This window comes from Xenorhabdus szentirmaii DSM 16338 (genome assembly GCF_002632585.1).
Taxonomy (GTDB): Bacteria; Pseudomonadota; Gammaproteobacteria; order Enterobacterales; family Enterobacteriaceae; genus Xenorhabdus; species Xenorhabdus szentirmaii.
This window is the reverse complement of the sequence record NZ_NIBV01000001.1, coordinates 557,655-571,517: the sequence shown is the minus strand read 5'-3', so window position 1 is coordinate 571,517 and position 13,863 is coordinate 557,655. Positions and strand designations below refer to the sequence as shown.

Here is a 13,863-nt window from a genome sequence, read left to right as displayed (position 1 = left end):
GGGCCAACTGACGTTTCAGACGCCCAATCAACGGCTGGCTGTCATGGACATTGCCTGCGGTGGCGTAAGTATCCATGATAATATTGGCTTTCCCGTCCACGGTACGGTGGTCGAGATAGAAAAATCCTGTCGGTTTGTTCGTCCGGTGCATAAAACCGCTTTCCGGGTCAGTCGTACTGACTTTTATCTGTTTTTGCCGTTCCTTGTGGGTTGGCGTCAACTTTTTTTTCCGGATTGAGCCCGGTCTTCACTTACGGCCTGTTCCAACTCGTCCAGATAGGCGCCCGGAAGAACAGGACGCTGGAGGCGCTCAGTTTTATGGGGATTGGCACTGGCTTTCAGATGGGTGCTGTCCGTATAGAGCACCCGGCCGCCCACCAAACCGCGGCGGATAGCCTGTTCGACAATATTGTCAAAAATGGACTGGAACACCTCGGAGTGGTTGAAGCGACGTCGCCGATTTTGGCTGAGGGTAGAGGCATCAGGGACTTTTTCAGTCAACCCCAGCCGCAAAAACCAGCGGTAGGCCATATTCACCTGGATCTCCTGAACCAACCGGCGTTCACTGGGGATCCCAAATAAATAGCCCAGTAACATCATTTTAATCAGCATCACCGGATCGATAGCCGGACGGCCATTATTTTGGCAATACAACGGGGCGACTAAATCTCGGATAAATTCGAAATCAAGGGCGGCATCGACTTTGCGAACCAGATGGTTTTGGGGGACGAGGTCATCAAGTGAGAGTGTTTCGGGCGGAAACGTCTGGGGAGAGGGAACTCTTAACATGGCGGCAGCTCCGTCGGGTGAACGGAATTTGATTAAAGCAAAGTACCGGATAAAAAACCAGCACTTTGTCAATAATCTGAAACAGGCCCAAATCTTATTGGGCCTGTTTTTTTTATTTCTCCATATTAAAGCATCATATTGACATTTAAATGGGCAAGCTTATCGGTCAATTTTTCATGGTTGACCCTCTCTGAATTTATGCTGGTTCAAGAGGCATAGCAAACGCCCTTTCAATGTACCGTCCTTATACGCAGTCCCTCTTTGAAGGTCATCTGAACGGGAACCAGTTCCATCAGGTGGTAGTAGTGCATTAGTTTTGTAATTGAATAACAGATAGTTGAAGTGCATTCTCCCAATCCCTTGGTTTGGGGTGCCTTCCATTATTATGTAATCGTTTTGATCAGTATCCTTATTGAAAATACCAAACTCTGAGTCTGTAGTGCCATACTCATTGACGAATTCTGTTAGAACAGTGATAGATGCTTCAGAGAATGCTCTGCTATTGAGTTGCTCATGAATATCTTTGGGGTATGTCTCCGCCGTCCAGTTATTACTATATATGAATGTATCGCAAACCGTTGGAATTTCATGTTTAGGGTCATGCAGAGAAGGATCATCATCGTCCTTACGAGTGTTCCCTATTTCCCTCACCATATTAGGATTATAGAAGTAGTGTTTGGGGTTGAATTGATAAGTATAAGTTGATTTGGCTCCTGTGGTGTTGTCTGTGATGTCCGCAGTAACCGTGGCATTGTGAGTAGTGGTCCCTCTATTTTGGGTGTCCCATCCCCAGGTCGCTTTAGGGAATGTGATTTTGCCTTTTCTGCTATCGACTATTGCATTTCGTTCATTGTCAACGCTGAATTTGATGCGCTCAGATGACTTTGTGGCATCAGCCGTTATTGGTGATGTCGTTGTTTGACCTGGCAGTTTCCGGGTCAGATAGACTTCCAATTGATTATGCACGTTGTAAGGCCTTTCTTGCTCACTGGCAGGGAACTCTTTTTCAAATGCCGGTGCAATGGCTGACTTTAGCAGAATACCGGCCTGTTGTGGGATAGTCTCAAATTTTACCGGTTTCGATAACAGAGGCGGAAGGTCACCAGAGGATGAATTCAGGGTGGCTTCTACAATGATTTCTTCAAAACCATAGTGGCTTGTTAACGTGGCGACTAAATACCCTTCGTCATCGGTCGTGGGGTTATCAGGTGCCACCAGCTTCACTTGATCCTTTGAGTCCCTGTCGTCTTTGATTTTCCAGACGATATCAGAAATAACCTGTTTTTTGACCGGCTCATTTTGGGCATTAAGTACTTTGACTTTAAAGGTATAGGCGTCTTTGCCGTTGCCTTTCAGTGGTCCCGCCGGTGTTTGGATCATCTCCCCGTCGAGCTTGATCCCATCAAAGTTGATGGTACTGTCTCCTATCTCAGCATCCTTCATGCCGTCCATCACCAGAAAAATCTTGGTATTCTTGTCCAATGGAGAAGTACTGGTCAGGGTGGCAGTCAAGCGCCCTTGAGCATCACTCTTCCCTGACTTATCCCACGCCAGTGTAGCGTTTTTATTCTCTGGTTTAAGGTACCATTTTACATTTGAGAACGTGTGACCTTTCAGCGATGGGTGATGTCGGTTGCCGTGGGTGATGCTGGCGGCCAGCTCGTAAGCGGATTGGCCATTGGCAATCAAGGGGCCTTCTGTCGTTTGCTTGACACTTTTCTCTTTAACGACAAAAGGCTCAACCATAATCTTCATTTGAGCCGCCCTTTGTCTGCCATCACCACTGTTGGCGTTAGCCCTGAGGGTATAATCGTTTGTGGCATCAGGCGCGGTATTGAATGCGGGCAGCACCAGTTCAAGGTGGTTACCCTGAGGTCTTATCACGCCGCCATTATCAAGGAATTGAGGTTCTACCTGCCAGTCAATCGATTTCACCGGTTTTTCGGAAATAACAGTGGCCTGCGTTTGTAAAGATTGAGCACTAAATCCACGCATGAGATTGGGCAGGGTGATATTGAATTCCGGTTTTTTCCTGTATTCCAGCACAATATTGTTGTTTCTTTCCACCAGATCGTAGCGGCTTCCCGCCAATGTCCGCATTGAAGCCACATTATGTGGTGCAAGCTGCGTTTCAAAAGGGGTGCCGAAACGGTAATTCAGGTTGGCCTGAAACAGCGTTTCGCTTTTTCCGCCACTGCCATATTTGTAATCCACCCCCATGGTCAACAGAGGGATAGGCGTATAATTCAAGCCAATTTTGGCCAGGCTGGGATCTTTTTGTGTGGTATCACGATTGAACAAGGCGACGTTATCACCATAATATTGTTCATAGGCCAGCTTGCCGCCCAGATTGGGATAGGCCGGTAAGTAGAATTCACCATTGATGTCAAATCCGTTAGACGGGCGCTCTTCGTATTCTATCCCTTTGAGGGACTGGCGCCATTGAGAAACCCGCCAATAGGTATTGGCCGAAAGCTTGACATAATCTGTCCAGGCTTCACCGCCCACACCCACCCGTTTATTTTTTCCTGTCACGTCATTGTCAAAGAAGGTATTGATCCCATACATCCAGTTGGGTGTAAAGTAACGCCCTCCCAGGCCCAGGTTGAGGGTGTGGCGGCTGTCTTTATGCCGATAGCCCAATTGGGTGAATACCAGCCAATCTGTTTTGGTGTCATACAGTGGCAACAGCAGATCAACCGCACTGTTATCCCATTTTCCTTTTCTATCAAGGGCAAAATTAATTCTGGCGGTGCCGAATTGAGACAACCATTTCTGGGTTTCGGTCGCAATAGTGTTATTGATTTTGCCTAATGCATAAGATTTGACTTGCTCTGTCAATTGCTCTGTTAACTGAGAGGGGGACGAGGACAGTACACTGCTGACCTGTTGAATATTTTGGGTAATCACCCCGGTTTTGTCATGTTCAGCCGTATTTGCAGCAGCTGAATTTAACCAGGTTTCTTTTGCTGTCTTGTCCTCGAATGATTTTTCTCTTTCCGAAAAGGCATTCATGGGTGCCATAGGCAGCAAAAGTGAATACAAAAGAACGGAAAACCGAATCGATTTATGATAAATATACGAGTCCATATCTGAATTCCTCACGAAATATGGGCTGTTGCCAGCGCTTGATCTTTGTAGTGTTAAAAACCCAATTCACAAATTTATGACGTATATCTTCAAGATACCGGTATGTTGGTGATATTCCCTTATTCATCCTGATTGCACGCGATTTATCTAACAGGGATGATTTCCTTTTTATCAGTCAGCAGCCTGAAGCTTATTGGGTATAACTATCCAATTAATATAAAAAGATAATATTTCCCATACCTAACATACATTAGGAGTTTTTTTATTAGTCTGCGTAATGAATAATTATTATCGGGTGATAAAAAAAGGTAATGACATTATATTTGTTGAGTTTTATCTTTATTTTTATTTCTTTTATGTGCGGGAGGGGAGGGTGTTTTTCTGTATATATTTTCATTGTATGCTCAATATAAAATTCATGGATGGTAAATCATGCTGAGTTGGTGAGCGGATGAATGCCATTAGATTATGGGCTGATTATTTTACCGATATTTTTTCGGGGTGTTAAAAACAGGCCCATAATATCTGGGCCTGTTTTTGATTTCTCCCCATGACAACATCATGTTTACATTTAAGGGAAATAGAGTGAATTAACTATAATATACCTTTTGTGTTGCCCGGTATTTGATTTTTGAGACAAAGTAAATATCCGCTTATATCTCCCATTTGAGGTAAATATGGTGGTTTGTCGTCTTGCCCGTCATCAAGGTCAGTCTGTTTTATCGCATTAGCTTGGTAAACGAATAACAGATAATACCGGGAGTAATCGTTCAGCGTTTGGGTTGGAGAGGCATTAACGACGATGTTCTCGCTTTTATGAACAGCTTTATTGAAAATGCCAAAAGCACCTTCAGGGTCTGCTGAGCCAAATTCATTAACTAATGAATTGAGATACAGAGAAGTTGCATCGTTGAATGCCTTAGAATTACCCTCCATTCCAGCAGGGTATGGTGAACCCTGGCTTGAACTATTTAATGTATCGCAAGTTTTAAATACGTTGAGATTATCAGTGTCATCTCCTTTATATAAGGGCACTTCCTTCAACGTTATATTTGGGTTATAGAAGTAATGTTTTGGATTGAATTGATAGGTATAAATTGTTTTGGCCTCTGTAGTGTTATCCGTGATGTTCACAGTAACCGTGGCTTTGTGGTCAGGGGTATTTTTGCTGCCTGACCATCCCCAGGTTGCCAGAGGGAATGTGACTTTGCCAGTTTTTTCATCTACATGCGCATTTCGCTTATTGTCAACGCTGAACTGGAGGTGCTCCGATGAGCCTGCGGCATCTGTTGTTAACGGTGATGCCATTGTTTGACCTGGTAGTTTCCGGGTCAGGTACACTTCCAATTTATCATGCACGTTGTGAGGTCTTTCTTGCTCACTGGCAGGGAATTCTTTCTTAAAGCCCGGTGTAACGGCTGACTTCAGCAGAATGCCGGCCGGTTGTGGAATCGCCTCAAATTTCACCGGTGTTGATGACAGGGTGATAGGGTCACCGGTGGATGATGGTATTTCAGCTTCCACAATGATGTCATCAAAGCCATAATGGCTCGTTAACGTGGCGACTAAATACCCTTCTTCATCGGTCATGGAATTCTCAGGCGCTACCAGTTTCACCTGATCTTTTGCATCCTTGTTATCTTTGATTTTCCATTTGAAGCCGGGAATATCCTGTTTTCTGAATGGCTCATTCTGGGCATTAACTACCTTGATTTTAAAGGTATAGCTGTCTTCACCATTGCCTTTCAGTGGCCCTGCCGGTTGTTGGTATATCTTTTCATCAAACTTGATATTGTTATCGAAGTCGATGATGCCGTCCCCACCTCCTATCTTGGCATCTCTCATACCGTCCATCGCCAGAAAAATCTGGGTATTTTTGTCCAATGGGGTGGTACTGGTGAGGGTAGCGGTCAACTGCCCTTGATCGTTCGTTTTCCCTGATTTATCCCACGCCAGTGTAGCGTTTTTATTCTCTGGTTTGAGGTACCATCTTACGTTGGAGAGCGTTTGATCTTGCAGAGGCTTGTTATTCGGATTGCCGTGGGTGATGCTGGCAGCCAGTTCATAAGCAGATTGTCCGTTGGCAACCAAAGGACCTTCTGTTGATTGCTTGATGCTTTTGTCTTTAACAACAAAAGGCTCAACAGTAATCTTCATTTGTGCTGACTTTTGTCTGCCATCGCCACTGTCGGCACTAGCCGTGAGAGTGTAATCGTTTATGGCATCAGCTTCGGTATTGTACTTGGGTAGCACTACATCAAGCTGGTTGCCCCGGGGCGTTATTACACCTTTATTTTTAAGGAATTGAGGATCTACCTGCCAATTGACCGGTTTCACCGGTTTTTCGGAGATAACAGTGGCGTTCGTTTGTAAAGTCTGGCCACTAAATCCTTTGACAGGATTGGGTAGGGTAATATTGAATTCCGGTTTTTTCCTGTACTCCAGTACGATATTGTTGTTTCTTTCCACCAGATCGTAGCGGCTTCCCGCCAGTGTCCGCAGAGACGCCACACTGCTGGGGGATAGCTGGACACTAAAAGGAGTTCCAAAACGGTAATTCAGGTTGGCCTGAAACAGGGTTTCACTTTTTCCGCCACTGCCGTATTTGTAATCCACCCCCATGGTCACCAGCGGAATAGGGGTATAATTCAGGCCAATTCTGGCCAGGCTGGGGTTTTTTTGTGTGGTATCACGATTGAACAAGGCGACGTTATCGCCATAATACTGTTCATACGCTAGCTTGCCGCCCAAGTTGGGGTAAGCGGGTAAATAGAATTCACTATTAAGATCAAACCCGTTGGAGGGGCGCTCTTCGTAATCCTGGCTTTTAATGGATTGATGCCATTCCGTAACCCGCCAATAGGTATTGGCTGAGAGCCTGACATAATCCGTCCAGGCTTCACCGCCCACACCCACCCGTTTATTTTTCCCCGTCATGTCGTTGTCAAAGAACGTATTGAGCCCGTACATCCAGTTGGGCGTAAAATAACGGCCGCCCAGCCCGAGGTTGAGGGTATGGCGGCTGTCTTGATGCCGATACCCCAACTGGGTGAAAAACAGCCAGTCAGTTTTGTTGTCATACAGCGGCAGCAGCAGATCGACTGCGCTGTTATCCCATTTTCCTTTTCTATCAAGGGAAAAATTAATTCTGGCAGTGCCATAGCGGGACAGCCACTGATGGGTTTCGGTCGAGATGGCATCATTGATTTTGCCTAATGCATAAGATTTGGCTTGATCTGTCAATTGAGAGGGAGAAGAGGTGAGAATATTGCTGACCTGTTGGATATTTTGGGCAAACTCCCCAGCAGTCTCTTTCTCTGTTGTATTTGCCGCTCCCGAATTTAACCAGGTTCCTCTTTCTGCCTTATTTTCGAACGGTTTTTCCTCTTCCGAAAAGGCAGTTGTTGGTGCCATAGGCAGCAAAAGCGAATATAAAAGAACGGAAAACCGAATCGATTTATGATAAATATACGAGTCCATATCTGAATTCCTCACGAAATATGGGCTGTTGCCAGCGCTTGATCTTTGTATTGTTAAAAACCAATTCACAGATTTATGACATATATCTTCAGGATGCCGGTGTGTTGGTAATATTCCCTTATTCATCATGAGCGTGCGCGCGATTTATCTGACGGGGATGATTTCCTTTTTATCAATCAGCAACCTGAAGCTTATTGGGTATAACTATCCAATTAATATAAAAAGATAATATTTCCCATGCTTAACATACATTAGGAGCTTTTTTATTAGTCTGCGTAATGAATAATTATTATCGGGTGATAAAAAAAAGTGATGTCTTTATATTGGCTAATATTGGGTGATGTTGATTTTAATTCTGATGAAGGAGAGACGGTGCATTAATTGACGTGCATAAATATAACTAAATGAATTTAATGGATAGCAAGTGATGTTGTTATCTAAAAATAACAGTCAGGAATGGAGGGAGTGAATTAAAAGAGGCAAAATTCACCTCTTTTAATTTTTGCTAATAATCCAGTGGATTATTCATCAGGAAATTCAGTCATAAAACTTTCGGCTTTCTCTACCATTGACTTTGTTCCGACAAAGAAAGGGACACGTTGGTGCAATTTATTGGGCACGATATCCAGAATGCGATTTGCTCCATCACTGGCTTTTCCGCCCGCCTGTTCCGCCAACAATGCAATTGGGTTGCATTCATATAGCAGACGCAGTTTTCCAGTCGGATGGCTTGCTGTACTTGGATAAATGTAAATCCCGCCTTTCAGCAGATTACGGTGGAAGTCAGCAACCAAGGAGCCGATGTAGCGGGTTGTGTAAGGGCGTTGAGTCGCTTCATCCTGCTCTTGGCAGTATTTGATGTATTTTTTGACCCCCATCGGGAATTTAATGTAGTTCCCTTCATTGATAGAGTATATGTTGCCTTTTTCTGGGAACTGAACCTTTTCATGACACAGGCAGAAAACACCCAGGGAAGGATCATAAGTAAAGGTATGGACGCCACAACCTGTGGTATACACCAGCATTGTGGATGAACCATAAACCACATAACCCGCAGCAACCTGACGGTTTCCTGGTTGCAGGAAATCTTCTTCAGTCACAGGCTGCCCGATTGGCGTAATACGGTGGTAAATTGAGAAAATAGTCCCAACGGAAACGTTTACATCAATATTCGAAGAACCATCCAGAGGATCCATCAAAACAACATATTTGGCATTTTCTGCACGGTCGCCATCAAAAATAACGATCTCGTCTTCTTCCTCAGAAGCAATACCGGCCACTTCACCACGTGCTTTCAGTGCGGCTTTGAGTTTCTCATTGGCATATAAGTCCAGTTTCATCTGAACTTCACCCTGAACATTGGATACGCCGCTGGTGCCTAATATATCTACCAGACCTGCTTTGTTGATATCCCTGTGAATGATTTTGGCGCCTAATTTGATGGCAGACAGAAGTGCGGTCAGTTCACCTGTAGCATGAGGAAAATCTTGCTGCTTTTCGACGATGAATTCGCCTAATGTTTTCATGACAAAGGCCTTGAATTTGATTGTGGTTTTTAGGAAGCGTGCTTCACTGTTATGTTTCACTTATTTAGTGTTGCACTTATGCGCGGGCAGTTTAGCTAAAGAATGAGATCATTGATAGGCCATTGCATTTCTTATATTCGAATTGGTGGTTAGAATAATGATACAGTTCATGATATCGGATAGAAATAAATGCGTATTCATATTCTTGGCATCTGCGGTACTTTTATGGGAGGGCTGGCCATCCTTGCCCGTTCACTAGGGCATGAGGTGACAGGCTCTGATGCTAATGTGTATCCACCAATGAGCACTTTGCTGGAAAAACAGGGCATTGAGCTGGTTCAGGGATACGATCTTGCACAACTCGATCCTGTACCGGATATGGTCATTATCGGCAATGCGATGACTCGGGGAAATCCTTGTGTGGAAGCCGTTCTGGATCGGGGAATTCCTTATACTTCCGGTCCGCAGTGGCTGCATGACCATGTCTTGCCGGAGCGCTGGGTTCTGGCTGTTGCAGGAACTCACGGCAAAACAACAACGGCAGGTATGCTGGCATGGATACTGGAAGCCTGCGGTTATAAACCGGGGTTCCTCATTGGTGGAGTGCCGGGTAATTTTGATGTTTCAGCACAAATTGGCGAGAGTCCGTTTTTTGTGATTGAAGCGGATGAATATGACAGCGCCTTTTTTGATAAGCGTTCAAAATTTGTTCATTACAGCCCTCGCACACTGATCATGAATAACCTTGAATTCGATCATGCTGATATTTTCGAAAACCTGGCCTCCATTCAAAAGCAATTTCATCATCTTGTCCGGGTTGTGCCTGGCACAGGTAAGATTATTGTTCCCGATCATGATATTAATCTGAAGCATGTCCTCTCTATGGGATGCTGGAGTGAGCTGGAGCAACTGGGTGACAGCGGCAATTGGCAAGCAAAGAAAATCAGTCAGGACAGCAGTCATTATCAGGTATTTCATCATGGTGAATTAGTGGGTGAAGTGAGCTGGTCATTAGTGGGTGAACACAATATGCATAATGGATTGAGTGCGATTGCAGCCGCTCATCATGTCGGTGTTCTGCCTGCGGATGCCTGCCGGGCTCTGGGGGAATTCATCAATGCCCGTCGCCGTCTTGAACTGCGAGGGAAAGTCGATGATGTTTCGGTTTATGATGACTTTGCCCATCATCCGACCGCTATTTTAGCCACATTGGAAGCGTTGAGGAGTAAAGTCGGTGGGGTGGCCCGTATCCTTGCCGTACTGGAACCCCGTTCAAATACAATGAAAATGGGCATGAGTAAAAATGATATTGCACCTTCGATGGGGCGTGCGGATGAAGTTTTTCTCTACCAGCCCATGAATATGCCGTGGCATGTGGTTGAGATTGCGGAGCAATGTGTTCAACCCGCTCGTTGGAGTGCAGATATTGATACTCTGGTGCGGATGGTTGTCGAAACGGCGCAGCCGGGTGACCATATTCTGGTTATGAGCAATGGCGGGTTTGAGAATATTCATGAGAAATTGCTGACGGAATTAGCTAAAAAAGCAGATGCAGCGTAACTGAAACCTCTTTGGCGGATTAACAGGCAGGGAGGTTCATTGGTTGGATGTTCCTTTCTGTCCCCGCTGATATTGTTTTTTTGGAGATTGTCTCTTGCGTGGATTTCAAGTTGCCGCTGATAAAGCGGCGGTTTGAAAGAGACGGGGATATAGGGCATAGCGCGCTATTTTTGTCTGCCGCATGTGCTTGGTGGTTTTTTTTGATATACCGCAAAAGGGATTAAAGTTCTTGCTCAAATAAGCTGAGGATCGCTTCGTAGAGTTGCTTTGTTGTAAAGCTTTGGATTGGCGTGGTAAAAACAGTGTCATCACCTGCAATGGTGCCAAGAATTCCTTCTGCTTTACCCAAGGAATCCAGCAGACGTGCAATGAGCTGTGCTGCCCCCGGGCTGGTGCGTATGACCACAATGCTATGATTATAATCGACGTCTAAGACGAGATTTTTTAATGGGCTGGTTGCGGTTGGAACGCCCAATTCTGCCGGCAGGCAGTAGACCATTTCCATTTTGGCATTACGGGTTCGGACAGCACCAAATTTTGTCAGCATTCTGGAAACTTTAGATTGGTTTATATTTTCAAACCCTTCATCCTGAAGTGCTGAAACAATTTCACCCTGAGAGCTGAATTTTTCTTCTTTCAATAAGGCCTTGAAAGCTTTTACCAAATCTTCCTGTTTCGAAGGAATACGCATATTTCACCATCGTTGAGTCCGTTAACAAGCGGACATTATGCAAAAAAGTGAATTTTTATTCAAGAAAGAGAAGAAAAAACCTCGGTATAGAGCATAATTGCATAATTTTGTCAGATAACCTGATTTATTGCCTTGCGGCGAATTAAACAGCGTAAATGTATTGTTAATTAAATGGTGTTGTTTGGCATTGAGTGGAAGTGTAAGGTAATCAATTAATTGATTAATGATATCACTGAAGTAATTATCAAAAAAGTGTCCGTTATCTCATTAACAGATAAGCCTTTTGTCTAGAATAAGCCAACTTTGGTGTTCCATCATCAAGCTATTAGGTAGATAATCTGACTGTTAACAGATTGTTTTTAATACGTAGTGAATTACAGCACTTACTTTTTAAGGAGTATCAGGATGAAAGTTGCAGTTCTCGGCGCAGCCGGTGGTATTGGTCAGGCACTCGCCCTTCTACTTAAAACCCAGCTTCCTTCAGGTTCAGAGCTTTCCTTGTATGACATTGCTCCGGTCACTCCAGGTGTAGCGGCTGATTTGAGCCATATCCCGACGGCAGTCAACGTCACCGGTTTTGCTGGTGAAGATGCAACCCCTGCACTGGTAGGCGCTGATGTTGTATTGATTTCTGCGGGTGTGGCACGTAAACCCGGTATGGATCGTTCTGATCTGTTCAACATTAATGCAGGGATCATTCGCAATCTGATTCAGCAAGTTGCCAGAACTTGTCCGAAAGCATTAATCGGGATCATCACAAACCCAGTGAATACGACTGTGGCGATCGCTGCTGAGGTTCTGAAAAAAGAAGGTGTTTACGATAAAAACCGTCTGTTTGGTGTGACAACTCTGGATATTATCCGTTCCAACACCTTCGTTGCTGAATTGAAAGGCAAAAAAGTAGAAGAAACAGAAGTGCCGGTGATTGGCGGGCACTCAGGCGTGACTATTCTGCCACTGTTGTCTCAAATTCCTGATGTCAGCTTCACCGATGAAGAAGTGGCTGCACTGACCAAGCGTATCCAGAACGCAGGTACAGAAGTGGTTGAGGCAAAAGTGGGTGGCGGATCTGCAACTCTGTCTATGGGACAAGCCGCAGCACGTTTCGGTCTTTCTCTGATCCGTGCTTTGCAAGGTGATAGCAACGTTATCGAATGCAGCTATGTGGAAGGTGACGGAAAATATGCCCGTTTCTTCGCTCAGCCTGTTCGCTTAGGTAAAAATGGTATCGAAGAACGTTTAGATATTGGTCAGTTAAGTGACTTTGAACAAAAAGCATTGGATAACATGCTGGATGTTCTGAAGAAAGATATTGCATTAGGCGAAGAATTTATTAATGGCTAATTTATTTAATTCGTAGTTTATTAATATACGAATTAATTTAAATATATTAGATTACTTAAACCGCTAGTTATTTTTTTAACTAGCGGTTTTTCTTTTGATAATTAAATTGATAGCTAATTATTTTTTTTATCTCTAACTTTTCTTTCTAATAACTCTCCTGTCAGGGGATTGAAATAACGGCTTGGCCATATTTCAGACGGATGTAATTCTAAATAATTCGCTATTATCCATTCTCCCTTAGGCCATGGGCGAGAAAGCGTATTCGCCAAAGTTGATGAGCTTAACCCCGCCTCACGAGAAACCGCAGCGAGCGTCGTTCCACGTTTACGTAAAGCGGCAATAATATCAGCAGGATGCCAATCCGATTTCATAGAAATCATTTTTTTAATCCTTTCCTATTAAATTTGAAGCCACATTAGTGGTATAACTAAAGCGTTAGTGTGAAATTAATAACGAACACGAATCTGTTATTAAGAAAATAAAATAACATTATTTTTCCTAAAAATATTTCTAATTCTTTCTTAATAACTTCTTTTTTGAACTTGGTTACAAAAATAGAGAAACATTATGAAAAAAGAGTGGTATACGGCAATGGAGTTGACCGGTGTAGGTGAGTTACCTAGATCACCACAAGGAGTTAATGCCAGAGCAAAACGTGAAGAATGGATGAGGCAAAAACGAACGGGTGTTCAGGGCAGGGCAATTGAATACCATTACTCTTGTTTTCCTGATTCCACATTATCTGCTCTGGAACTTAATGAAACATCACCTGAATATCAGATTCAGAAACAAGATCCTTTATCCATTTGGGTGAGTGCATTCAATTTACTCACTGAGGAAGAAAAGGAGGTAATGACTGAAGTGATATTACGAGATGGCATAAGAAGTTTTTTGGAAAAAATCACAGCTACTTGAGACAGCTTTTGAAAAGCCAAATGTTTAAAATTTGGCTTACTCTCCACTGCTCCGGTACAAAGCGAGGAGAACGAGATGAAAAAAGAATGGTATTCCGCAAGAGAACTCATCAGCCTCGCGGGGCTGCCATCATCCCCTCAGGGAGTCAACCTGATGGCAAGGCGCGAGGGTTGGGAGCAACGCCGTAAGCGCGGCGTACAGGGAAAAGCACTTGAATATCATGTTAACAGCCTGCCCGAAGAAGTATTGAATGTGCTGGCCGTCAGTGAAAACTCGGTCGAGTATTACCGGAATAAAAGACAAGACCCGTTTATGATTTGGGTGGAAGCATATTACCAGCTGACCAAATCTGAACGGGAACGCATGGTTAAGTTCATCCTGAGGAGGGGACTGGCCAGTCTTGTTCAATATACAGGAATTCAAGAGGTTGATAATAAAGACAGCATCCCGGATTGAATCATCCGGGAG

General features: G+C 44.1%; 9 protein-coding genes and 1 pseudogene. 4 read left to right on the top strand and 6 right to left on the bottom strand.

Translation table 11 applies throughout. The annotated features are described in order from the left end of the window. The 4 genes and pseudogenes from Xsze_RS22555 to fbp all read right to left on the bottom strand — a co-directional run. Nucleotides 1-789, bottom strand: a pseudogene (locus tag Xsze_RS22555) (transposase); the annotation flags it as partial. A gap of 174 nt (nucleotides 790-963) precedes the next feature. Continuing rightward, entirely contained in the window at nucleotides 964-3,879 is a 2,916-nt protein-coding gene (locus Xsze_RS02675) for an inverse autotransporter beta domain-containing protein (RefSeq protein WP_051462382.1), read from the bottom strand. Between the two features lie 594 nt (nucleotides 3,880-4,473). Next, the gene (locus Xsze_RS02670) at nucleotides 4,474-7,359 is read right to left on the bottom strand and encodes an inverse autotransporter beta domain-containing protein (RefSeq protein WP_051462381.1); all 2,886 of its coding nucleotides are present in this window, start codon (nucleotides 7,357-7,359) and stop codon (nucleotides 4,474-4,476) included. A 521-nt stretch (nucleotides 7,360-7,880) separates the two neighbouring features. Beyond that, nucleotides 7,881-8,885, bottom strand: a complete 1,005-nt coding sequence (gene fbp, locus Xsze_RS02665; protein ID WP_038237704.1) for a class 1 fructose-bisphosphatase — start codon at nucleotides 8,883-8,885, stop codon at nucleotides 7,881-7,883. A 189-nt stretch (nucleotides 8,886-9,074) separates the two neighbouring features. On the opposite strand from fbp, the gene mpl reads away from it, so the two are divergent. Next, on the top strand, nucleotides 9,075-10,445 hold the full coding sequence (gene mpl, locus Xsze_RS02660; RefSeq protein ID WP_038237694.1) for a UDP-N-acetylmuramate:L-alanyl-gamma-D-glutamyl-meso-diaminopimelate ligase: 1,371 nt from the start codon (nucleotides 9,075-9,077) through the stop codon (nucleotides 10,443-10,445). 220 nt (nucleotides 10,446-10,665) lie between these two features. Here mpl and argR read toward each other — a convergent pair whose 3' ends face one another. After that, nucleotides 10,666-11,136, bottom strand: a complete 471-nt coding sequence (argR, locus tag Xsze_RS02655) for a transcriptional regulator ArgR (protein ID WP_038237692.1) — start codon at nucleotides 11,134-11,136, stop codon at nucleotides 10,666-10,668. A 405-nt stretch (nucleotides 11,137-11,541) separates the two neighbouring features. On the opposite strand from argR, the gene mdh reads away from it, so the two are divergent. Beyond that, a complete protein-coding gene (mdh, locus tag Xsze_RS02650; protein WP_038237690.1) occupies nucleotides 11,542-12,480 on the top strand; it encodes a malate dehydrogenase in 939 nt (312 codons plus the stop codon). Nucleotides 12,481-12,593: 113 nt separating this feature from the next. On the opposite strand, the gene Xsze_RS02645 is transcribed toward mdh, so the two are convergent. After that, on the bottom strand, nucleotides 12,594-12,860 hold the full coding sequence (locus tag Xsze_RS02645) for a helix-turn-helix domain-containing protein (protein WP_038237687.1): 267 nt from the start codon (nucleotides 12,858-12,860) through the stop codon (nucleotides 12,594-12,596). A gap of 187 nt (nucleotides 12,861-13,047) precedes the next feature. On the opposite strand from Xsze_RS02645, the gene Xsze_RS02640 reads away from it, so the two are divergent. Together Xsze_RS02640 and Xsze_RS02635 are read left to right on the top strand one after the other, a co-directional pair. Next, nucleotides 13,048-13,395 carry a DNA-binding protein gene (locus Xsze_RS02640; protein WP_038237685.1) on the top strand — a complete coding sequence of 116 codons (348 nt, stop codon included), beginning with the start codon at nucleotides 13,048-13,050 and terminating at the stop codon, nucleotides 13,393-13,395. 75 nt (nucleotides 13,396-13,470) lie between these two features. Beyond that, on the top strand, nucleotides 13,471-13,851 hold the full coding sequence (locus Xsze_RS02635) for a DNA-binding protein (protein WP_038237683.1): 381 nt from the start codon (nucleotides 13,471-13,473) through the stop codon (nucleotides 13,849-13,851). Nucleotides 13,852-13,863: the final 12 nt, after the last annotated feature.

Excerpts from the sequence above, each read along its gene's own strand:
- Xsze_RS02640 (WP_038237685.1), top strand. The coding sequence starts at position 13,048 with ATGAAAAAAGAGTGGTATACGGCAATGGAGTTGACCGGTGTAGGTGAG.
- argR (WP_038237692.1), bottom strand. The coding sequence starts at position 11,136 with ATGCGTATTCCTTCGAAACAGGAAGATTTGGTAAAAGCTTTCAAGGCC.
- Xsze_RS02675 (WP_051462382.1), bottom strand. The coding sequence starts at position 3,879 with ATGGACTCGTATATTTATCATAAATCGATTCGGTTTTCCGTTCTTTTG.
- mdh (WP_038237690.1), top strand. The coding sequence starts at position 11,542 with ATGAAAGTTGCAGTTCTCGGCGCAGCCGGTGGTATTGGTCAGGCACTC.
- Xsze_RS02645 (WP_038237687.1), bottom strand. The coding sequence starts at position 12,860 with ATGATTTCTATGAAATCGGATTGGCATCCTGCTGATATTATTGCCGCT.
- mpl (WP_038237694.1), top strand. The coding sequence starts at position 9,075 with ATGCGTATTCATATTCTTGGCATCTGCGGTACTTTTATGGGAGGGCTG.
- fbp (WP_038237704.1), bottom strand. The coding sequence starts at position 8,885 with ATGAAAACATTAGGCGAATTCATCGTCGAAAAGCAGCAAGATTTTCCT.
- Xsze_RS02635 (WP_038237683.1), top strand. The coding sequence starts at position 13,471 with ATGAAAAAAGAATGGTATTCCGCAAGAGAACTCATCAGCCTCGCGGGG.
- Xsze_RS02670 (WP_051462381.1), bottom strand. The coding sequence starts at position 7,359 with ATGGACTCGTATATTTATCATAAATCGATTCGGTTTTCCGTTCTTTTA.